General features: G+C 45.8%; 17 protein-coding genes and 1 tRNA gene. 11 read left to right on the forward strand and 7 right to left on the reverse strand.

All coding sequences use genetic code 11. The annotated features are described in order from the left end of the window. Nucleotides 1-7: 7 nt before the first annotated feature. The 5 genes from LZG73_RS13960 to LZG73_RS13980 all read left to right on the forward strand — a co-directional run bounded on the left by LZG73_RS13960 (nucleotide 8) and on the right by LZG73_RS13980 (nucleotide 6,969). Complete coding sequence (locus LZG73_RS13960) at nucleotides 8-2,221, forward strand: TonB-dependent receptor domain-containing protein (protein ID WP_233850558.1); 2,214 nt, start codon at nucleotides 8-10, stop codon at nucleotides 2,219-2,221. Nucleotides 2,222-2,289: 68 nt separating this feature from the next. Continuing rightward, nucleotides 2,290-2,706 carry a pyridoxamine 5'-phosphate oxidase family protein gene (locus LZG73_RS13965; protein WP_233850567.1) on the forward strand — a complete coding sequence of 139 codons (417 nt, stop codon included), beginning with the start codon at nucleotides 2,290-2,292 and terminating at the stop codon, nucleotides 2,704-2,706. 86 nt (nucleotides 2,707-2,792) lie between these two features. Continuing rightward, nucleotides 2,793-4,652 (forward strand): glycoside hydrolase family 2 protein, encoded by a 1,860-nt coding sequence (locus tag LZG73_RS13970; protein ID WP_233850569.1) that lies wholly within the window; start codon nucleotides 2,793-2,795, stop codon nucleotides 4,650-4,652. 9 nt (nucleotides 4,653-4,661) lie between these two features. Next, nucleotides 4,662-5,840 carry an acetylxylan esterase gene (locus tag LZG73_RS13975; RefSeq protein ID WP_233850571.1) on the forward strand — a complete coding sequence of 393 codons (1,179 nt, stop codon included), beginning with the start codon at nucleotides 4,662-4,664 and terminating at the stop codon, nucleotides 5,838-5,840. An 88-nt stretch (nucleotides 5,841-5,928) separates the two neighbouring features. Beyond that, the gene (locus LZG73_RS13980; RefSeq protein ID WP_233850581.1) at nucleotides 5,929-6,969 is read left to right on the forward strand and encodes an SDR family oxidoreductase; all 1,041 of its coding nucleotides are present in this window, start codon (nucleotides 5,929-5,931) and stop codon (nucleotides 6,967-6,969) included. 22 nt (nucleotides 6,970-6,991) lie between these two features. Here LZG73_RS13980 and LZG73_RS13985 read toward each other — a convergent pair whose 3' ends face one another. The 4 genes from LZG73_RS13985 to LZG73_RS14000 all read right to left on the reverse strand — a co-directional run bounded on the left by LZG73_RS13985 (nucleotide 6,992) and on the right by LZG73_RS14000 (nucleotide 9,886). After that, the gene (locus LZG73_RS13985) at nucleotides 6,992-7,579 is read right to left on the reverse strand and encodes a TetR/AcrR family transcriptional regulator (RefSeq protein ID WP_233850583.1); all 588 of its coding nucleotides are present in this window, start codon (nucleotides 7,577-7,579) and stop codon (nucleotides 6,992-6,994) included. Nucleotides 7,580-7,587: 8 nt separating this feature from the next. Next, a complete protein-coding gene (locus LZG73_RS13990; RefSeq protein ID WP_233850585.1) occupies nucleotides 7,588-8,055 on the reverse strand; it encodes a hypothetical protein in 468 nt (155 codons plus the stop codon). A gap of 55 nt (nucleotides 8,056-8,110) precedes the next feature. Further along, on the reverse strand, nucleotides 8,111-9,691 hold the full coding sequence (locus tag LZG73_RS13995) for a glycoside hydrolase family 43 protein (RefSeq protein ID WP_233850587.1): 1,581 nt from the start codon (nucleotides 9,689-9,691) through the stop codon (nucleotides 8,111-8,113). Between the two features lie 121 nt (nucleotides 9,692-9,812). Next, a tRNA-Ile gene (locus LZG73_RS14000) sits at nucleotides 9,813-9,886 on the reverse strand. Nucleotides 9,887-10,066: 180 nt separating this feature from the next. Here LZG73_RS14000 and LZG73_RS14005 point away from each other — a divergent pair. From LZG73_RS14005 to LZG73_RS14025, 5 genes are all read left to right on the forward strand, one after another. Next, the gene (locus LZG73_RS14005; RefSeq protein WP_233850589.1) at nucleotides 10,067-11,299 is read left to right on the forward strand and encodes an HD domain-containing protein; all 1,233 of its coding nucleotides are present in this window, start codon (nucleotides 10,067-10,069) and stop codon (nucleotides 11,297-11,299) included. A gap of 82 nt (nucleotides 11,300-11,381) precedes the next feature. Then, a complete protein-coding gene (gene lpxD / locus LZG73_RS14010; protein WP_233850591.1) occupies nucleotides 11,382-12,428 on the forward strand; it encodes a UDP-3-O-(3-hydroxymyristoyl)glucosamine N-acyltransferase in 1,047 nt (348 codons plus the stop codon). A gap of 37 nt (nucleotides 12,429-12,465) precedes the next feature. After that, on the forward strand, nucleotides 12,466-13,857 hold the full coding sequence (locus LZG73_RS14015; protein WP_233850593.1) for a bifunctional UDP-3-O-[3-hydroxymyristoyl] N-acetylglucosamine deacetylase/3-hydroxyacyl-ACP dehydratase: 1,392 nt from the start codon (nucleotides 12,466-12,468) through the stop codon (nucleotides 13,855-13,857). Further along, nucleotides 13,854-14,666 (forward strand): acyl-ACP--UDP-N-acetylglucosamine O-acyltransferase, encoded by an 813-nt coding sequence (lpxA, locus tag LZG73_RS14020; RefSeq protein WP_233850595.1) that lies wholly within the window; start codon nucleotides 13,854-13,856, stop codon nucleotides 14,664-14,666. Before LZG73_RS14015 ends, lpxA begins: the two co-directional genes overlap by 4 nt. Nucleotides 14,667-14,921: 255 nt before the next feature. Further along, complete coding sequence (locus LZG73_RS14025; RefSeq protein WP_233850597.1) at nucleotides 14,922-15,698, forward strand: hypothetical protein; 777 nt, start codon at nucleotides 14,922-14,924, stop codon at nucleotides 15,696-15,698. Nucleotides 15,699-15,744: 46 nt separating this feature from the next. Here the strand turns inward: LZG73_RS14025 and LZG73_RS14030 are convergent, their stop codons facing one another. Together LZG73_RS14030 and tsaD are read right to left on the reverse strand one after the other, a co-directional pair. After that, nucleotides 15,745-16,542 (reverse strand): MOSC domain-containing protein, encoded by a 798-nt coding sequence (locus LZG73_RS14030; RefSeq protein ID WP_233850599.1) that lies wholly within the window; start codon nucleotides 16,540-16,542, stop codon nucleotides 15,745-15,747. Nucleotides 16,543-16,569: 27 nt separating this feature from the next. Then, nucleotides 16,570-17,568, reverse strand: coding sequence for a tRNA (adenosine(37)-N6)-threonylcarbamoyltransferase complex transferase subunit TsaD (tsaD, locus tag LZG73_RS14035; RefSeq protein WP_233850601.1), 999 nt, complete (start codon nucleotides 17,566-17,568; stop codon nucleotides 16,570-16,572). Nucleotides 17,569-17,639: 71 nt separating this feature from the next. Between tsaD and LZG73_RS14040 the strand changes: the two genes are divergently transcribed. After that, entirely contained in the window at nucleotides 17,640-22,241 is a 4,602-nt protein-coding gene (locus tag LZG73_RS14040; protein ID WP_233850603.1) for a translocation/assembly module TamB domain-containing protein, read from the forward strand. Here LZG73_RS14040 and LZG73_RS14045 read toward each other — a convergent pair. Next, nucleotides 22,207-22,599 (reverse strand): hypothetical protein, encoded by a 393-nt coding sequence (locus LZG73_RS14045; RefSeq protein ID WP_233850605.1) that lies wholly within the window; start codon nucleotides 22,597-22,599, stop codon nucleotides 22,207-22,209. The two genes, LZG73_RS14040 and LZG73_RS14045, sit on opposite strands and share 35 nt — an antisense overlap. Nucleotides 22,600-22,673: the final 74 nt, after the last annotated feature.

The following is a 22,673-nucleotide window of genomic DNA, read 5'->3' on the forward strand; positions in this document are numbered from 1 at the left end:
AAATATAATGAATAGTAAAATTACAGTTATTGCATGGTTCGTCCTTTCCGTTTCTCTTGGACATGCGGCGTTTGCGCAGGATGGATCGGTAAAAAAGGATGCTGATAAAGTGCTGGATCTGGATGAAGTGACGATTGAGGAACGTAAAAATGTGATCCACACCGAGCGCCTTCCCGACGTGCAAAACACTTACATTCATGCAGGAAAAAAGAATGAAGTAATCCAGCTCGGAGGCGTCAATGGCAATATTGTTGAGAAAACGGGCAGGCAGATTTTCGCCAAAATTCCAGGCGTTTTTGTCTATGATATGGACGGCAGCGGCAACCAGATCAACATTTCAACACGCGGCCTCGACCCGCACCGATCTTGGGAATATAACATTCGGCAAAACGGCGTCATCACCAATTCTGATATGTATGGATATCCGGCGAGCCATTACAGTCCCGCAATGGAGTCGATCGAGCGCATTGAACTCGTTTGCGGAACGTCATCATTGCAATATGGCGCACAGTTTGGCGGCATGATCAATTACGTGACCAAAGCACCCGACACAACTAAGGCTTTCTCATTTGAAACAATCGGCTCGGCAGGTTCTTTCGGACTTTTCAGCTCGTACAATTCCATTGGAGGCAAAGTTGGCAAGCTGGTTTATTCGGCATATTACCAAACGCGACATTCCAATGGTTACCGAAAAAACGCCAAGTCTGACGCGCAGTCGCAGTTTATAAGTCTAGCTTATGAATTCAATAGATCGCTGCGGATTAAGGTAGAATTAGGGCGATCATCTTATGTTTATCAGATCCCTGGGCCGCTAACCGATCAAATGTTCGCAGCAGATCCAAGGCAATCCACGCGTTCGCGCAATTATTTTAACCCTGATATTTACATTCCTTCCATCGTTTTAGATTGGCAAATTAGTCCTGCAACTCAGCTTAAATGGACAAATTCAGGCGTTTATGGCTCACGCAACAGTGTCATGCTCGATGCATTCGCCAATGTTCCGGATACAATCAATGCCGCCACCAAATCTTATAAAAATCGCCAAGTGGACATTGATAATTTCAAAAGCTTCACTTCCGAGCTTCGGATCTTGCACCATTATGACATTGCGGGGTTTAAGAATGTGCTTTCCGGAGGAGTTCAGCTGATGCATAACACACTGCGCAGGAGGCAATTGGGTAAAGGAACAACCGGCAGCGACTTTGACCTGTCACTTGCAGAGCCAGGCTTCGGTCGGGACCTTTATATGAAAACCGATAATATTGCCCTTTTTCTTGAAAACCTCATTTATCTGACACCCAAACTCTCCATTTCGCCCGGTGTGCGATTGGAGCGCGGACAAACCGCAATGAACGGCACGATCAGTTATTACGATCCGGGGCAGCTTCCAAACAAGATCAAGCATCATTTTCCGCTGTTCGGCATCAGCACACAATATCGCATCGATGCGCAAAACAAAGTTTATGCAGGAATTTCGCAAGCATATCGTCCGGTCGTTTTCAAGGACATTATTCCAGGTTCCGTGCTCGAACGCGTGGATAAGAATCTGAAAGACGCATATGGCTATAATTTCGAAGCTGGCATAAGCGGAAATGCCGGCAAGCTTCGCTATGATATCGGCGTTTTCCAGGTTATGATCAATAACCGAATGGGCACCGTTTCCATGCAGGAAGGCGGTAAAGCCTACATTTTGAGAACGATAACTGGCGACACGCGAACACGCGGCGTGGAAGCTTATATTGAATACATCGCGTTCAAGCAAGAGACAAATTCTACACCAACAGAACTTTCGTTTTTTACTTCATCCTCTTATTTCGATGCCACTTATGTGAAAGGAAACGCGGTTTTGAATGGTGAAAATAAGAGCGTCATTGGAAACAAAGTGGAAGGCGTTCCCACATGGATTTCCCGGAACGGGGCGCAGCTTTTGTACAAAAAACTTTCGGTAACTTGCCAATACAGCTATGTGAGCGCCAATTTTGCAAATGCATTGAACACAGTTGAGCCCTCTGCAAACGGCACCATTGGAAAAGTGCCCGGTTATGGTTTGCTTGATATCAATGCGACGCTTCATATGCCTAACGGCTTCACCATAAGAGCCGGTGTCAACAATGTAACCGACAAACAATATTTTACAAAAAGGCCCACCATGTATCCCGGAGCCGGCATATGGAGTTCCGACGGCCGCAGTTTTGGCGTTTCTGTCGGGGTGAAGATTTAAACCCACAGGTTGTAAGTCTTTTTGTGTGGCATTATTTTAATGTCTGTTATCACAAAAGGACAAAAATTATGGCGGATAAAACATTAAAGGACGTAAGCGAGATCATGAGAAACATTGATCTTTGCATGCTAACAACAACCACTTCCGACGGCGCACTGGCTTCCAGACCCATGAGCAATAACGGCGATGTGGAATATGACGGAAATTCCTATTTCTTCACATGGGAAGGTTCTCGCACAGTGAGCGACATTGAATTGGACAACGGTGTAAATCTTACTTTCCAGGGCGACAACGGCATTTTTATTTCTGTAACGGGCAAAGGCGAGGTAAGCCGCTCACGGGAGGAAATGGAAGAACATTGGGTGAGTGACCTGGATAAATGGTTTGAAAACGGCCTTGACACACCCGGCATTGCCATGGTCACTGTAAAGGCAAAAAGGATAAAATATTGGCAAGGAGAAGAAGATGGCGAAGTAAAGCTGTAAATTCTTTCCATGCAATTGGAGCAGATCACATCGGAATCCGGTGTGATTTTTTATTTTAGATGAGATTATCACAAAACGGCATATTTATGACCAATAAACCGGTTCATCCGAATTACGGATCTTCAAAGAGTAAAGAAGAATCTTTTGATGATGAAAACTTCCTGGATGCATTGCCAAGGGCTGTGCTCCGCCCCAATGAATATGTGCTGCTAGACGGAGAATGGAAGTTTGCGATTGACCCGGATGATAAAGGCGTTCACCAAAGATGGTATGTCGAGCATACTTTTAAAGACCAGGCCCATTGGCCTGGAAGCGTGGAAACGCATCTTGCCGCGCTGCATCTTGACACGCCATCATGGCAGGACAATGTCGTTGTGTGGTACGAGAGGGAGTTTAATTCGCCCGAAAAGTCCAGTGAACCCATTTCCGACAATAAGATATTGCAATTGACATTCGGCGCTTGCGGATATGAAACGCAGGTGTGGTTGAATGGGATTTTGCTGCACACCATTGAAGGTGAAAACAAGCATATGGGCGAATACACGTCTTTTTCCTATGAGCTCGAAGAAAAAATACTTCGGCCCGTTAACCGCATTACGGTGCGTGTGGCGAGTTCGATGGACGCCGACACGACGCGCGGAAAGCAGGAGTCGCACGTCTACAAGCGTGGCGGCATTTGGTATCAAACCTTTACCGGGGCAGTAAGGAGCGTCTGGCTTGAAACCGTTGAGCGTAACCGACTGAGGAGCAGGGTGGGCGTGGTCAGTATCATCGAGGATAACCTTGTTCGTTTCAATCTCACAACGCGTATCCATGATCCGGGTTCTTACACCATTTGTCTCAAAGTTTTCAATGTTGACAGTGATCCGGCGAAGATAAGGCAAGTTGCCCAAGATGAATATCCGATTGTTTTGGAAGCAGGTCAAAAGTCGCAGCGGCTTGTGGTGGAAGTGCCTGATGCAAAATTGTGGTCGCCAGAAAGTCCGGTGTTGTATCGCCTGGTGGCACAGCTAATTGATGAAAAAGGTTATGTTTCGGAAATTGAGACAAAGTTCGGGATCAGAAAATTTGAAGCGAGGGGAAACCGGCTTTTTCTAAATCATCGCCAGACTTATTTGGATGGGATTCTGTATCAGCCTGGTAATGCGTCTTACCGGCAGATCCAGCAGCATTTGTATGCGATGAAAAAACTGGGATGCAACCTCGTTCGCATTCACATTGCCGGTGTTGATCCGCGTATTTACAAACTGGCGGATAAAATTGGAATGCTGCTTTGGGTGGAAGTGCCAAGTCCGCACCGATCAAGTGCGAAGAGCCGGGAAAATCACAAGGATGAATTGCTGCGCATGCTGGCGCTCATTGGAACGCATCCTTCTGTGGTCATATGGAGCCTGTATAATGAAGATTGGGGCGCACAGGACATTGCCTCCAATCCCGAAACGCGTGAATATATTGTGGCCATGTATCATTTCATGCAAATAGCCTATCCTCAATTTTTGGTTGTGGATAACGACGGGTGGCAGCATATTTCATCCGAAGGCAGGCTGAAATCAGATTTGTTAACCGCACATTTTTACACGCCCGAGCTTGCACATTGGGCAGAAATGCTCGATGATTTTACTGCGGGTAAATTGCAAAATGTCGCTGCTTTTCCACTTGTGGTGGGCGATCCGTTCTTTTATAGAAAACAGGTTCCGCTGGTCGTAAGCGAATGGGGTGGATTTGGTTTTGCCGATTATGGCGGACCAAAAGACGACTCCGACAGAGCTTCGCAGATTGCGCTTTTCAAAAAGGAGCTTCGAAAACGCCCGATTTGCGGAGACGTTTACACGCAAGCAACCAACATTGAAGATGAAAAAAACGGCTTGATCGACTTTGAAACTGGGGAATTGAAAGTTCCAGCCGGCTTGCTGGCTTCCGCTCGCCCTACCCAGACTGACATATAAAAACGCGATATGAAATCATTTTTGACTGCACTTACATGTGTTTTGGTTTTTGCGCATGCTGAGGCTCAGAACTATGACGAATCTAAAGTTCCGGCTTACACGCTGCCTCAGATTCTTAAAACCGAAGACGGTAAGGCGGTCAAAAATAGGAAAGCATGGGAGGAAACCAGACGACCTGAGATCCTCCGGCTTTTTGAAAACAATGTTTATGGGCAGTTGCCACAGACTTATGACAGCATTTCGTATGCTGTAACCGAGGCATCAAAAACTGCCATGGACGGTCGTGCGACATTGAAAGAAGTTGTTATCAAAGTTTTTAAGAATAAAAAGCCCGTCACAATAAACCTGACTTTGTTCGTGCCCAAGCAGGCCAAAAACCCTGTTGCGGCATTTGTTTTGATTAATAATCGCGGGAAGGACAACACGGACCCGGCGCGAAAAACCAAAAGCGAATTCTGGCCAGCCGAAATGGTAATTGACAGCGGTTATGCCATCGCCGCCTTCCATGTGAGTGATCTGGCGCCAGACGATAAAGACAATTTCATGACTGGCGTGCTGCAATTATATCCCGAACAGCTGACTACCGACAACGGCATGCGCGCGATTGGCGCATGGGCATGGGGCGCGTCAAGAGTGATGGATTATTTTGAAACAGACAAAGACATTGACTCAAAAAAAGTGACGGTTGTGGGCCATTCACGCGGCGGAAAAGCTTCGTTATGGGCTGCGGCGCAGGATGAGCGCTTTGCAATGTGCGTCACAAACTGTTCGGGAAATACAGGCGCAGCATTGGCAAGAAGGCAATTCGGCGAGCGCATTTCACGCATTAACACAACATTCCCGCATTGGTTTAGCAATAATTACAAGAAATTCATGGACCAGGAAAATCAGCTTCCCGTGGATCAGCATATGCTCATTGCGCTGATTGCCCCGCGGCCCATTTATGCAACCAATGCTTCCAAAGATCTGTGGGCTGATCCTACCGGAACGTTTCTGGCCCTGAAAGCCGCTGAGCAAACTTATGGTTTGTATAACTTGAAATCCAACCTTCCTACAAAGCCACCCGGCATCAATGAACCTATTTACAAGTCGATCATCGCTTATCACAACCGCGAAGGCGAGCACGATATGACTCTTTTTGACTGGGGGAATTTTGTAAAATTTGCCAATTATCATTTCAAAAAGTGATGCAGGCAAATGTGGCTTCTTTTGATTGCATCAGCTTCACGGCATAAAATTTTTAGCGGTGCAAGCAACATCAAAGAACAAACTGATTATGAACAATAACAGCAATCAGAGCCTGTTTTCGGGAAAATTGGCCTTGTGGGCCGCTGCGGGGTTGGGAGCTTACGCCGCTGCCAAACATTTTTATCGTGAGATGATCAAGTTTGATTTTCAGGATAAAGTGGTTGTCATTACAGGCGGGGCACGCGGACTAGGCTTGCTGCTGGCTCGGGAGCTCGCTGCAAAAGGAGCGAATCTGGTGATTTGTTCACGCAATGCAGAACAGCTTTTCGTAGCTGAGCAGGAACTTCGTCGCATGGGCTCCACTGTGCTGGGCCTTAAAGCCGATGTAAGCGATCCACGCGATGCAAATCGGGTGATCGAAGCTGCAATTTCACAGTTTGGCCAGGTTGATGTGCTGATCAATAATGCCGGCGTAATGCTTGTAGGGCCGGAAAATGTGATGGATGTGGAAGATTACAAAACGGCCATGGACAGCAATTTCTGGGCGGCACTTTACATGATCAAGGCGGTGCTGCCGCATTTCCATGAGCGAGGCGAAGGCAGGATTGCGAATGTTTGTTCCATCGGTGGAAAAGTTGCAGTGCCGCATTTGCTTCCTTATAGTGTGAGCAAATTTGCCATGGTCGCATTGTCGGAAGGGCTGCACGCCGAGCTCAAAAAGGATAACATTCACATTACAACCGTTATTCCAAATCTCATGCGGACCGGAAGTCCGAGAAATGTTTCGCTGAAAGGCGATCATGAGGCTGAATATGCGTGGTTTAAATTAGCCGATTCGTCGCCATTGCTTTCGCAAAATGCTTCGGACGCAGCAGCGCAGATCGTGAATGCAATCGTTTATCGTGAAGCAGAAGTTATTTTGACCAAAACTGCGAAATTGGCGGTGGCTGTGCAAGGCATTAGTCCGGCGCTCGTGTCCCTGGTGATGTCCACAGCCAATCGGTTTTTGCCCAAATCGGGTCCCGAAGGAGCCATTATCAGGAAAGGTTACGAAAGCGAATCAAAAAAGACCGCAGGGCCGGTTGCATCGAAAAGCGATCGCGCTGCATTGGAGAATAATGAACTTTAATGTTGGGATGGAAATGTTAGGATTATTTAAGTGTGCTTAAATAATGCTTAAAAGCCTTTAAATAGGTCAAATAGCAATTTTTCCCAAGGATTTTACCCATATTACGAACACCACCGTAACCAGCTGTTATAAAAAGCGCGGCCTGTTGCGGACTGGTGTTTTTTGCTATCCGCCCTGATTCTTGCGCCTCGTAAAGTGATTTTTGAATCGCTTCCTGCCATTGCAAAACGATTTTCCGTAAAGCGTCAGCAAAAGCTTCATTCAGCGGGCCCATTTCTTCAATCAGATTGATTGCCGGGCAGCCATAGGCAATGTTGAAAAATGGATTGTCGATCAGCAAGCCTTCCATCATTTGATAAATCGCCTCTAAAATGTCTTCCGAAGTTTCGAGCGGACGAACCATCGATGCATACATGCCGGGCGAGAGCACTTCTTCAATCAATGCCAGGCCCATTGATTCCTTGTTTTTGAAATGATAAAAAAAAGCACCCTTGGTTACATTCGTAGAGGCAATGATGACATCAATGCTTGTTGCCTGGTAACCATTTTTGTAAATCAGCTCAAAAGCTTTCTGCAGAATGTCCAACCTTGTCGACGCAGATTTGTTCATGACTTTTATCAAAACAGTCGGATATAAGGGCGCTGCGCCAAAGGTGAAAACGGCCAGGGAATGGCTATAAGAATGATAATCAATGCAATGCTATAAAAAATGGCAACGGTTTTGAACTTGTCCCGGCTATCTGTCTTCCGCTTTGCCAGGGCAGAGCCGATCGTGATCAGCGCAATCGCAGTGAGCATCAGACTGCCGTGAATGATGGAAAAGAATGAAATATCGGTCAGCGTTGCAGACTTTGCATTGGTAAAAAAATATTGCACCAATGGGCTCTGCGTGTAAAGTGTAAAACCAACCATAAGTTGGAAATGCGACATTGTCGCCGTCCAATGCCGAAGCGCATTGTGGCTTTTGGAAAATGCTAGTCCTGAAAAGTAACCCCTAATGGCAACAAATATGGACCAGAGCAAGCCCAGCAGCAAAAGCCATCGGATAATAGAATGCAGAAATATTAAAATAGAATACAAGCTCATCTTCGCAGCTGTAAAAACATACTAACTAGTATGTTCTGCGAATGTAATGCTTTTTCTAGTCATATTTCATTTGAACAGCTTTAATCTCACCTTTGCCCGCGCCATCGCCAGAAACATTTATCCCAACTCTTGGTGCGCGGTCCCAGCGAGGCAGCCATGGCGTTTCGATTTGAACGGAACTGGTGAGTGAATCGATTTTCTGACCTTTGACATCCCAACTAAATTCGTAAAACCGGCCATAACGGCTTTTCAGGCTGAGCTTAATGTCTTTGTCTTTATATTTCTCCGGAATTTCCTGCGATTTAATGACTTCATGCACACCGTCTTTCATTTGCCATAATGCAATCTGACTGTCGCGCACGCCATAGCCGATTGCGTTGTTTGCATCGCCGTAAATAATAATGTTTTGGCTCAAATCTTTCTTGGCGCCAACTTCTGTGGTAAATGTATAATTGCCGTTTTTAATGGTCAGGCCAAGGAAATTGCCGGTTTTGATGTGGTTAATGTTTTCAATTTGCAATGCGCCATGCTGCACTTCGAAATTTGGCTTTGGAAAACTTACATCGTAGACCCACGGCGCTTTGAGCGTATCGGAATTGTAGTTGATGGAGAAATTGTGATTAATAACCGCACCCAGAGCCAGCGGCGCTTCGGCCTGTGCGGGTGTGGTTTTCCCATATCGGAAAGCGGGCCATTTTGTGGCCTCATCCCACACCAGCTCACTCAACACACCTTGTCGGCCCGAGAATGTGAAATCGACGCCGTTGTAGGCATGATGCAAATAGAAATAACGGTCATCGGGAGTCACCACGACCGTTCCATGGCCAGGGCATTTCCATGTTTGATCACCAAATAGGGCGGGGTTTCCAGCGTATTTGGTCCAGGGCCCTTGGAGCTTCTCGGCTCGCGCAAATCCGACCTGGTAATCACATTCCGCCCCACAACAAGCATTGCCCGAATAGAGCATATACCAATAATTTCCGCGCTTGAAAATAGATTGTCCTTCCGCACCGCCCGACTCCCAGCCCTTGGCATCGGCTTTGATCAGCGTAAACTCTTTCCCAACGACTTTGAGGCCATCGGGAGCCAGCTCCGCACCAAGAATTTCAATGCCGCGATCTTTGTCAAGGCCATAAGCTTTCCAGGTGATGAACAATTTCCCATTGTCCTCGACTACAAATGCGTCAATCGCTTCCTTTGTCCATTCAATGATAATGCCATGGTCTTTGAAACCTCTTTTCAAATCTTTGGTGCTCGCCACACCGATAAAAGATTGCTTGTCTGATTTGCGGCGTGCGGTGTAATAACAATAAAAAGTGCCATCGCGAAAATACAATTCCGGCGCCCAGTAACTGCCCATGGTCCATTCAGGCAAATCTGAAAATACAGGTCCGACATATTCCCAGTTCGTCAGATTTTTGGAGCTATAAATAGGATAAGCCGGCCCCCATTCAGAAGAAGTCCCCACAGCATAATAAGTGTCACCCACCCGTATTACCGAAGGATCCGCGAAATCACCCGCGATCACCGGGTTCCGATAAGTCACAACGAGGCTCGGATTCGCCTTTTGCTTTTGAGCAATCGCTTGAAAAGAAATAACAAGAAATAAGCTGAACAGGCAGGATAAAGACTTCATAAAGTAATGCATTGGTTTAGGCATAAAAAAGGCCTAACAGACGCCTGTTAAGCCTTTTACTGTGGGCCCACTTGGAATCGAACCGCCCGGCGGCCCGGCAAGCACCTACTGATTGTTGTTGTGGGCCCACTTGGAATCGAACCAAGCACCTACTGATTATGAGTCAGTTGCTCTAACCGAATGAGCTATAGGCCCTAATTTTTGAGCGGCCGCCGCGCGGTCAATTCCTTTAACCGAATCACAAACGCTTTGCAAGCAATCAACCCTGTTACAGAGTGCAAAATTACTTAATAGCACCAATTCTCCAAATGATAATGACAAGAATAAGTTCTTTTGTCCGTTGCTTGTTTATTACTTTTGCCAAAAAATTGAGCTTTGAATAAAAGGAAAATCATCAATGACCCCGTCTACGGGTTTATCTCCATTCCCTCCGATTTACTCTATGATCTGGTTGAGCATCCTTATTTCCAACGCCTGAGACGCATTAAGCAGCTTGGTTTGGCGGACGTTGTTTACCCAGGCGCGTTGCATACGCGTTTTCACCACGCACTCGGCGCCATGCATTTGATGAGCCAGGCATTGAAGGTTTTGCAGGAAAAAGGGCATTCCATTTCCGAGGCGGAGATTGAGGCTGCGCAGGCCGCCATTTTGCTGCACGATCTTGGGCATGGCCCGTTTTCGCACGTTTTGGAAAGCGTTTTGCTCGAACATGTAGCGCACGAATCAGTTACATTGGTGATGATGAAAGCGCTTAATGAGCAGCTTTCGGGCAGGCTCGATATGGCGATTCAGATGTTTGAGGGCACATATGCAAGAAAATTCTTTCATCAGATGGTTTCCAGCCAACTGGATATGGATCGCATGGATTATCTCAACCGTGACAGCTTTTACACGGGCGTGATTGAAGGTTCCATAGGAGCAGATCGATTGATTAAAATGCTGGATGTGGCTGATGACCAATTGGTTGTGGAAGAAAAAGGATTGCTTAGCATTGAAAATTTTCTGCATGCCAGGAGATTAATGTATTGGCAAGTCTATCTGCATAAAACATTGCTGAGCGCCCAGGCCATGATGACGCAAATCTTATACAGGGCAAGAGCGTTGGCAGAAAACGGCTCAGAACTGTTCGCTACGCCCGATTTTGCACGATTTTTGAAAAGGAGCTTCACATTAGAGGACTTCGATATTCACAAGGATCTGCTCGAATCTTTCAACGGTTTGGACGATAACGACGTATGGGCTTCTGTTAAGGGTTGGCGAACGCATAGTGATCTGGTGTTGTCGACGCTTTGCAACATGCTTTTAAACAGGAATTTATTCAAGATCAGTTTTTACGATTCGCCGCCGGAAGAGGCATTGCTTCACGGGTTTCGGAAGCAGCTTTCAGCGCTCGGAATTGCGGACAATGAAATGAAATATTTTCTTGTGGAAGGTGAAACAACGAACTGGGCATATGCGAAGGAACTGGACCCTATTCGTGTGAAAATGAAGAATGGCAAGCTGCTCGATATTGCCGATGCATCCGACATCCCTACTATAAAGGCACTGACTAAGATTGTACGCAAGTACTATGTATGTTGGGCTAAAAATGTATCTTTGCGTGGTTAGTCAGGATCATTATAAGATGAAGTCTTTTTAAAAATCCATAGTTAGTACTCGAAATTCGTTACCCGAAATTAGCCGAAAATATATGAAATTTACTGTCAGCGAGATTGCTCAAATGCTTGATGGAAACATTGTTGGAGATGAAAAAATTACAATTGATTCGGCTGCTAAGATAGAAGAAGGGCGTCCGGGATGCATATCGTTTTTGGCCAACAGCAAATACGAATCCTACATATACACTACACAATCCTCTGCTGTAATAGTTAACAAGGACTTTGTTCCAAAAAAGGAAGTCGCCGCTACACTTATATATGTAGAGAACGCTTACACTGCATTTACAATCCTCCTGGAAGAATATCAAAAACGCATTGCCAATGCGAAATCGGGAGTAGAACAGCCAAGTTTTATTGGAGAAAACAGTCAGGTTGGTGACAATTGTTACCGAGGTGCATTTTCCTATATTGGTAAAAACTGCGTCATTGGAGATGGCGTGAAAATTTACCCAAACACTTACTTGGGAGACAACATTGAGATCGGCGATTATTCTGTAATTCATCCGGGTGTGCGCATTTATGACAACACGATCATTGGTAAAAACTGTGTGATTTTTGCGAATACGGTTATCGGAAGCGATGGCTTCGGCTTTGCTCCGCAGGCTGACGGCACTTATAAAACAATTCCGCAACTTGGCAATGTGATCCTGGAAGACAATGTGAGCGTTGGTTCCAACTCCACAATTGATTGTGCAACAATGGGTTCTACAATTATCAGAACAGGCGTGAAAATAGACAACCTCGTTCAAATTGCGCATAACGTAGAGATTGGAAAAAATACCGTTATTGCAGCCCAATCCGGAATCTCAGGCTCTACAACAGTCGGAGAGCAGTGCATTGTTGCGGGTCAGGTTGGCATTGTTGGACATATTACCATTGCCAACAAAACCAAGATAGGCGCCCAAAGCGGATTAGGAAAATCAATTAAAAAAGAAGGACTTTCATTGTCAGGTTCGCCAGCCAGGGATTTGAACGAACATTTACGCTCAATGGCACTGGTAAGAAGGCTTCCGGAAATGGAGGAAAGATTAAAAGATCTTGAAAACAAACACGAAACATCTGATTTTCAGGGTCAATAGCACAACGCGCCTTTAAGAAGAAAAGGATATTATTATAATGAACGAAAAACAACAAACCATTTCCAAGTCTGTATCCGTAACAGGAGTGGGTTTACATACGGGTGTAGTGGCGACAATGACATTTGTGCCAGCCGCAGCCAACCACGGTTATAAATTTCAACGCATTGACTTACCCAATCAGCCCATCGTAGACGCAGATGTTGACAATGTGGTCGATTTGTCCCGCGGAACGACCATCGAGCAGAACGGCGCACGGATTCACACGGTTGAGCATACGCTTGCTGCCCTGGTTGGTTTACAAATCGATAACGTGCTTATTCAGCTTGACGGCCCTGAGCCGCCGATCATGGACGGAAGCTCGATCAAATTTGTTGACGCATTGCTGGACGCTGGGATCGAGGAACAAAATGCATACAGAAATTACTTCGAAGTGCCTGAGTATGTGCATTATATCAATAAAGAAAATGACACTGAACTTGCCGCATTGCCACTCTCTGATTATCGCCTGACCGTAATGGTCGACTATAATTCGACGGTAATCAGCAGCCAGCACGCTTCTTTGAACGACATTACATTGTTTAAAGATGACATCGCAGAATGCCGCACTTTCGTTTTCTTGCACGAGCTCGAAGCATTGTACAGACAAAATCTGATCAAAGGCGGTGACTTAACCAATGCGATCGTGATTGTGGACAGAGAAGTGCAGGATGGCGAATTGGACCATCTTTCGCAGCTTTTGAGCAAACCAAAGGTCAGCGTTAACAAATCAAAAGGCATATTAAACAATGTGGATCTGCATTATCCAAACGAAATGGCGAGGCATAAGCTGCTGGACCTGATCGGGGATCTTGCGTTGGTCGGCCGTCCGATTAAGGCGCAGATTTTGGCTGCACGCCCGGGACATGCAGCGAATGTTGCTTTGGCCAAAAAAATAAAAAAACTGATTAAATCGGGAAAAGGAGACATTCCGCAATACGATCCGAACAAAGCGCCCGTTTTTGATATTAACCAGATTGGACAACTGCTCGCACATCGTTATCCATTCCAAATGATTGATAAGATCATTGCGCTGGACGAAAATAGCGTTGTAGGCGTAAAAAATGTAACGATCAACGAGCAGTTTTTCCTTGGTCACTTTCCGGGAAATCCGGTTATGCCAGGCGTTTTACAATTGGAAGCAATGGCACAGACCGGCGGCATTCTGGTCCTGACCAGCGTTCCGGATCCTGACAATTACTGGCCTTATTTGATCGGAATCGACGCATGTCGCTTCCGGCGCAATGTGTTTCCCGGGGATACGGTAATTTTTAAATGTGAATTTACGTCTCCAATGAAGCGGGGAATTGTAAAAATGAGTGGCCGGGGATACGTAGCCGGACAATTGGTGTGTGAAGCGGACATGATAGCAAGCCTGGTAAAGAAAAAATGACTCAATCATTAGCATATATTCATCCTGACGCTAAGATCGCTCAGAATGTGGAAATTGAACCATTCGCAATGATACATTCCGATGTTGAAATTGGCGAGGGTTCATGGATAGGATCACACGCTATTATCAATTCAGGTGCAAGAATTGGAAAGAACTGCCGTATTTTTCCGGGTGCGGTAATTGCTTCTACGCCGCAAGATCTCAAATACAACAACGAATATACATTCACAATCATCGGTGACAACACGACCATCCGGGAATACGCGACCATCAGCCGCGGCACCGAGGAGCATTGGAAAACGGTGGTTGGTGCTGACTGCCTGATCATGGCTTACGCGCACGTCGCGCATGATTGCAGGGTTGGAAACAGCTGTATAATTGGAAACAATGTGCAAATGGCCGGTCACGTGCATGTGGGTGATTGGGCGATAGTAAGTGCATTAAGTGCTGTGCATCAGTTTGTTAAAATCGGTTCTCACGCCTTCGTTTCAGGCGCGACATTGGTTCGTAAGGACGTTCCGCCATTCACAAAAGCAGCGCGCGAGCCCATATCTTACGCAGGCATTAATTCGGTGGGGTTGAGGAGAAGGGGTTTTAGCAATGAGAAAATCGTCGAAATCCAGAATATTTACCGTTACATCTACATGAGAGGCCTTAACAATGCAGAGGCCTTGCAAAAAATAGAACTCGAATTGCCGCCGTCCAATGAACGGGATGTGGTCATTAATTTTATCCGGAATTCAGAAAGAGGCATTATGAAAAGCCCTTTTCAAACAAACGGAACAACGGAAACAGAAGCGCAACCATAGGATTTCTTTATTGAAATTCCTTTCAAGATATCGGAAGCCTGGGATTATCTCCCGGGCTTTTTTAGTGTTTTTCTAGAAAATATCGATTTGCGTTGGTCGTAAATTTCACAAATGTTTTGACCGTTAACTCATAAAGTTTCCTTAGAATAATTGAAGCCGGACTTTAAATAATTGGGCGTTTCGCGTGTGCTTTTCGCAAGAATTGTTTGCCGTAATATTGTGACCGAACAAAACACAGCTAAACAAATTCAAATCATGAAGCGAATCACACTTCAGTTTTCATCCCTGCTCGCAGCACTATTTCTGTTTGCTTTTTCTTGCCAGGATCACAGAACTCCGGAGCCACAACAAGAGCCGGTTGCAGAGGACGCGCAGATCAGGACGTTGGAAATTACAAACCCGGGTCAGGTTATTAATGACCTTAATTTTAGAATGTCTTTTGAAAAGCTTGGCACACGTCCAATTTCCGAATATGGCGTTTTGCTATCATTCAAATCCACAAATAGCGACGAGTTTTCAGCGAACCCTACGCTTGCCGACGAATACAGCAGTCCATTAAAATTTGACAATGCGGCCGCAGTTGGCGAGCACATTAAACTCCAAAAGTCTGTTGGTTTTGATGATTTTAAAACGCTCTATTATCGTGCTTATGCAAAGCTTGGTGATGGTAAAGTCATTTATGGTGCAGCACTAGAATACACGCCGATTGATGTTCCCAAGTTTGGATCATTTACGTTATCGAAAAGCCAGAATGTGCCGGCAACTGCTAAATTGGAGATCATTGGCTTAGGAACGGTTGGCGTGGCAGAATACGGCGTCGCTTATTCATACAGAACAACAGCAAATGGAGCCATTAATGATGATCCGAAATTGGCTGACAAAACTGTATCTTATCCTTTGCCTATCACCGTTAAAGAGCAGTCAATAAGTCTGCCAATTCAGGGAGGTCAATTTAACAAACTATACGCACGACCATTTATGAGATTGCAAAACGCAAAGATCTATTACGGAAGCGTTCAAAGTCTGCAATAGAAATGTTGAAATGCAAAAAAAGCTCCTTATGGAGCTTTTTTTGTTGCTATTCAATCACATTCAATGGATCGCCTTCCCTTATCATTCCATAACTGGTGGCGACCAGATTTTGTCCAAACAAGACTTTATTATTAACCCGCCGATAACCTGCTAATGTTTTCAATGGTTCTGCACCCTTTTGACCAGTTGCCGGATCGACCGTGGTGAGCACGCAGCGAGCGCAGGGTTTTACAATTTCGAAACCCAGCCCGCCAATTGCAATGCGCTTCCATTGATCTTCCGCAAAAGGCTGCGTTTCGGCGATCACAAAGTTTGGGCGGAAGCGGATCATCGATATCGGCGATTCAAGACGGGTGTTAAGCTCGTCCAGCGAAGCCTGAGAGATGACCAGAAATGGATATCCGTCTGCAAAACTCACATTCTCACCGTTTTTGGCATAGCGAGGATCTGCTTTTCGCTGCGTTGATTCTGGCATCATGACCAGTCTGACCGGCTGGCCCAATTGAGCGGAAAGCCACGAGTCAGCTTCATTGCTAACAGTTACTGCTTCTGCGATGTCATCCCAGATTTTAACCGACAACTTTTCAGCAGAAACAGGCTCGTATGGCACCAGAATGCTGTTTTTAGGATTGTTCCTCTGAAATATTTTGAGACCTTCTTGTTCCAACGACACATCGATCAATGCCATTTGATGAAAAACGCGCTGGGTAATGAAGGTGTTCGTTTCATCAATAATCAGCCAGCGCCGATCATATTGCAATCCCTTTTCTTCGGTTTTTGCCTCTTTTAACCTAATCCCGCCCAGCGATTTCACCGGATAAATCCAAATTTCTGATAAATGCATTCGTCAGATGTTTTACATGACTATTTCTCAAAACTCCATCCGCGCCAGCGGACTAGCGGTTTGGTCCGTAAAATCATTGGCTTCGAACTTGTAATGCGCCGCCATAGCAATCATTGCCGCATTATCCGTACAATATTCGAAGGCAGGAATATACACTTTCCAGCCCAGTTTTTCTCCCAGTTCCAGCAGCGATTTCCTTAAACCCGAATTGGCAGAAACGCCGCCTGCAATCGCAATCTCGCGTATGCCTGTTTCTCTGGACGCTTTTTTGAGCTTTTTCAATAGAATGTCCACAAGCGTAAATTGAATGCTGGCGCAAATGTCATTCAGGTTTTCAGCGATGAAATCAGGATTCTGGCGCACCTGTTTTTGCAGAAAATACATAAATGAAGTTTTTATTCCGCTAAATGAGAAGTCAAGCCCCGGCATTTCCGGAAGGGGAAACGGGAATGCTTCCGGATCTCCGAGCGTGGCATATTTATCGATCAGCGGACCGCCGGGATAAGGCAGGTCAAGCAATTTGGCAGTTTTATCAAAAGCTTCACCTACTGCATCGTCTTTCGTTTCACCAATAATCTCCATTTCAAGCGGAGCGGTCACCTTTACAATTTGTGTGTGCCCGCCGCTGACGGTGAGACAAAGGAAAGGAAACGACGGCTTGGGATCTTCAATGAAATGCGCCAGGACATGCGCCTGCATGTGATTAATCTCAATAAGCGGAATATTGAGTCCAAGTGCCATTGATTTTGCAAAGGAAGTGCCCACCAGCAGCGCGCCTAATAAACCGGGACCTTTGGTAAAAGCAATAGCATCCAGGTCTTTTTTTGTTACTTTTGCATCATTCAGTGCATTAGCCACCACGGGTAGAATGTGTTGCTGATGCGCTCTCGAAGCCAGTTCGGGAACAACTCCGCCATATTGCGTGTGAATGAGCTGCGTAGCAACAACATTGGAGCGGATTTTCCCGTTAGTGATTACGGCCGCGGAGGTTTCGTCGCAGGACGATTCTATGGCGAGGATATTCATGATTTCTTGAAAATAATCGCAAAATTAAGCATTAACAATAAGATAAGCGGTATTTCTCCGCGAAGCTGTATATGTTAAAATTCCTGAAGGCGTTTGGTAATGGTCTGATCGTAGTAATCATCTTCGCGCTGCTGGCGCTCGGGATTATGACCATTGCACTTCAACTTCCTTCGGTTCAGACTTGGGCGGTTCAACGCGTTACGAGCAACATTTCAGAAAAGCTCGGCTATCCCATCACCATTCAAAAAGTTAATATCAAATGGTTCGACGTTGTTTCGCTGGAAGGAATTTCAGTGAAGGACAAGGGGCAGAAAGATATGATCGATGTCGGCAGGATTGATGTCAATCTGGATTTGAACAACATCATTGAAAATTCAAAAAAGCAGATTTTTCTGGATGAGGTCAATGTCTTTCAGCCTGACGTTCATCTGGTTGTAAATCCGAGGACAGGTTCGCTCAACATTGACGGCTTTATTGAACGCATTAATCAACTCACCGCACCGGCAGTTCCTCGGCCTGCGAATGCCCCTGAAAATAACACGCCGTTTATCATTGGAAAATCTAAAATAATCGACGGCACTTTCCGATATGATGATCCGCGTCAAGCCCGCGAAAGGGGGAGACGGGTTTTTGATTATTCCCATTTTGAGCTCCATAAATTAAACGGAGATCTTAAAAATTTTCTCGTTCAGGGCGATACGATTTCGTTTTTGGCCAGAAACCTGGAAACGGTCGACAAGCAGACCGGACTGACGATGCATGATCTGGACACGCGCTTTATGTTCAGCCAGAAAAAAATGGAATTGAAGGAGCTGGATGCGCACATCGGCAACTCGTATCTGAAAGACGAAATCATTTTATTTTACAACAGATCCGGCGAATTAGGCGACTTTAATCACAAGGTCCGGATGAAGGGACATTTGGTCGGCAGTTATGTCGACTCGCGCGACCTTGGATTGTTTTCCGAATATGTGGACAATTTGAATGAAAAATGGCGGTTCTCGGGCGATTTTAATGGTAAGGTTGACAATTTCATGGTTTCCAACATGGATCTGCATTTTGGAAAAGGCAGCCGAATGATTGGAAATGTAGGATTCGAGGGGCTGCCAAAAATTGAAGGCGTAAAAATGGACATTCAATTGTCGCTCTCAAAGGTGCAGCCAGCCGATTTGATCCAATATTATCCAGAATGGGATATGCATCCGAAACTGGAAAAATTTGGCCAAACGCTTTTGGACGGGACTTTCAAGGGGACGCTGGAAGACTTTGCGATCAATGCATCTGCTTCCTCGCAGATGGGCGAAGTGGCTGGTGATCTGGTCTTTCACATTGCTGATTCACAATCAACGACCTATTCTGGAGAGATCAAAACCTCTGCTTTCAAGCTTGGAACATTGCTGGATGACGAGGAAACTTTTCAGGAACTGGACTTCGACGGCAAGGTTTACGGACGCGGAACGGAGCTGAAATATGCATCCACGGACATGAACGCAACGATTGTGCGCATTGGTTTTCGCAATTACGATTACAAAAATATCGGGCTGAAAGGCAACATTCAAAATCAATATTTCAATGGCCTCGTAAGTGCGCGGGACAGCAATTTGCTGGCAACGATCGAAGGTGAATTTGATCTTTCCAAAGCGCAGAATGCATTTGATGTGCAGGGCGTTGTTGAGCGCGCGAATCTCAAACAACTGGGCTTTGCGAAAGAAGACATTACACTCCGTACACAGCTGAATATCAATCTGTCAGGCAACACTTTGGATGCATTGACAGGCGATGCCAAATTGCTGAACACCTATTTGCTGATGGCGAATAAAGAGCGCAATCTGGTTATGGATACACTCGTGTTTTCGTCCAGGCAAATTGACGAACGCCGCATTTTAAAGCTGGAAAGTGAATTTTTAACGGCGAGCATGGATGGCAATTTCCTTCCCACAGCTGCTTACAAGGACATTACACGCATTTTGGAGGAATACAAGCTCTATTTCTTCGAAAATGAAGCCAGTCGCGCTGAATATTATGCCAAAAAAGTCGCTCAGTCCGCCGACCGCAGATATGAAATCGATTACGCAGTTGAAACCAGAAATCTATCACGATTCCTGGCTTTTTTGAGCCCGGACGTTTACGTTTCAAGGGGAGCAAAGGCGGAAGGCGTCTTTAAAATGGACAACACTGCATTCTTGACGCTGAATGCAGTTTCCGACACGGTCCGATATGGCACAAATGAGTTTGTGAATGCCGAAGTGGATGTCACGACTTCCAAATTTGTCAACAGTGCCGAAGTTCTCGCATCTGTGCTGGTGACTTCGGACAGGCAGAAAATGAGCGTTCTGGTGCCAACGGAAAAGCTGGAAATTGAAGGAACCTGGGACAAAGACCACATTGATTTCAACGGAGCGCTGCGCCAGGTTAGCAGCACAAATAAGGCAAATCTGGCTGGTGAGCTACGTTTCTTGCCAGCCGGTCTGGACATTCACTTTAACAACTCTCAGTTAAACCTGCTCGAAGAAGAATGGGCAGTGCCTTCCGAGAGTTTTATTTCGATCGTTGGAAAAGACGTCACCATGTCCAATCTCGGACTGGTAAGCGGAAAACAGCGGATTTTTGTGAATGGAACCGCATCAACAGATCCGGACAAATCATTGATGCTGGACATTAAAAATTTCAGGCTCGCAAGCTTAAACTCGCTATTGAACACGCAGTTGGCGGGTATTATGGATGGCTCCGCGAAGGTGAAAGACGTTTACAACAGCGTGGTGCTCGATGCCAATTTCAACATTGAAAGTCTGGGTTATGGGCAATATGAATTCGGTAATTTATCAGGAACCGGTGACTGGGACCAGGGCAGCAGCGAGCTGGAAATTGATGCGCAACTGAATAAAAATGCAAGAAGGGTTTTCAATCTGACCGGCGCTTACCGGCCTAAGCTTACCAGTAACACCCTGAATCTGCGAGCGATATTCAACAATTTCGATTTCAAAGCCTTGGAGCCTTTTGCAGAAGGACTGGTTTCTGACATTAGTGGCACTGCGAAAGGCGTTGTTTTGATAAAAGGCGCGGTCAATGCGCCGGTTTTGGAAGGTTCATTAATGGTGGATAAAGGGCAAATGAAATTCGATTATCTGCAATCGATTTTTACTTTTAGCGATAAAATCAACTTTACGGAAAGTGAAATTACGTCCGATAACATGCTCATTACAGACGCCGATGGAAACACGGCTAATCTAAGGGGAGGGGTTTTTCATGACGGATTCAAATATTTCTCACTCGGCTTTAATGCGGATTTGCGCAATTTCAAAATCCTGAACACAACGGCCCGCGATAACAGCACATTTTACGGAACGGCCTATGTGACCGGCCCCGTTGCCGTGTTTGGCCCCATTGATAATCTGAACATTGAAGCCAATGTAACAAGCAACAAAGGCACCAAAATCCACATTCCACTGGACGGCGCGACAGAAGTGGCTACGCAGGATTACATTCAGTTTGTCAGCAAGATGCCCGCTGTCGACAGCACTGCAAAAACGACAGATTCGACGGCCAGAAATCAGGTTGCAGGCGGCATTAAGATGGATTTTAATTTCAATCTCACACCCGACGCGACTTGCGAGATTATTTTTGACAGACAAACGGGTGACATTATTCGCGGAAACGGAAGCGGCAGGCTTAATCTGAACATTGATACAAAGGGCGATTTTACAATGGCCGGCACTTACGAAATCGAGCGGGGAGAATATAATTTTACACTGCAAAATATCATCAATAAGAAATTCAACATCAAGCCCGGCAGTCGCATTGTGTGGTCGGGAGATCCTTATGGCGCTCAGTTGGACGTCAAAGCAGGTTATACGCAAATGGTTTCCCTCGCCGGCGTGTTGCCCAATACGAATGTGGGCAGTTCTAACGGCGATGCGCTTTCGAGGCGTTATCCGGTGGAAGTTACCATCGCATTGTCGGAACAATTGATGTCGCCTCAAATTAAATACGACCTGAAAGTGCTCGATAATCCCTCGCTAAGCAGTTATCGCGGACAGTTGGAGGCATTTCAAAACAAATTGAAGTCTGACGAACAGGAATTGAGCAGACAGGTGAGCAGTTTGCTGCTTGTCAATCAGTTGCTTCCGGAAACAAGTCTGGCAGCAGTGGGAAGTCAAAATTTTGTTGGAAGCAGCATTAGTGAGCTTGTTTCCAATCAAATCAGTCGCTGGGCTTCGGGAATCAATGAAAATCTTGAAGTAGGCGTTTCGGGGCTTTCGCTTGACCAAAATGCATTGAATAACCTGCAACTGCGGTTTTCTTATCGTTTTCTAAATGACAGATTTCGCGTCACACGGGACGGCCGATTCACCAACGGAACGCAGAGCACAACCGGCGCAAGCACGTATGATGCTGCCAGTTTATTGGGAGAATGGACGCTTGAATATTGGCTGAATAGCCGTGGATCGGTGCGGGTGAAGGCCTATAACCGCAATGTGCAGAATTCACTTTCTCTCAACTCATCATTCACAACCGGAGGCGTGAGCATGCAGTTTACACACAGTTTCAATCGCTTTTCAGCCATGCCAAAACCCGCCGTTAAGTTGCAAACTGCCCCACAAGATTCCACCAAGCAAGACTCGACCGGAAACAAAATGCTCACTCGCCGCGGTAACGCACAGCCAGACCGCTGAGCATGTAACCCTCGCTTTTCACGCTCGTGTAATATTTGTATTTCACATTAATAATGGCATCAGCGCCAATTTTCTGCGCTTTCATCACCAATCTTGCGGTCAATAATTCTTTCGTCTTCGCATCATTGCCCCGATACATCATGCGCTTATCCTGCGTCTGCCGAGCCGTAAGCGAATCCTCACTCGTTATTTCCACAATGCCGATTTCCGAATAAGGACGTTCGAGCGGCTGATTATCATACAAGAGCTCAATGGGATATTTTGTATTTGTCGAGATCGGAATGCCGGAAGAACAGCCAGCCAAAAGCAGGATGGCGGAGAACAAAAAGAGGCGGGTTACATTATTAACTGGTGTCATTTAATTGGTTTGAATCATATAGGCTAAAACTGCTATTCTTCTTGCAGAATTCCTACTGGCTACAAAAATATGTC

Origin of the sequence: Dyadobacter sp. CY326 (genome assembly GCF_021390515.1) — a bacterium.
GTDB lineage: Bacteria > Bacteroidota > Bacteroidia > Cytophagales > Spirosomataceae > Dyadobacter.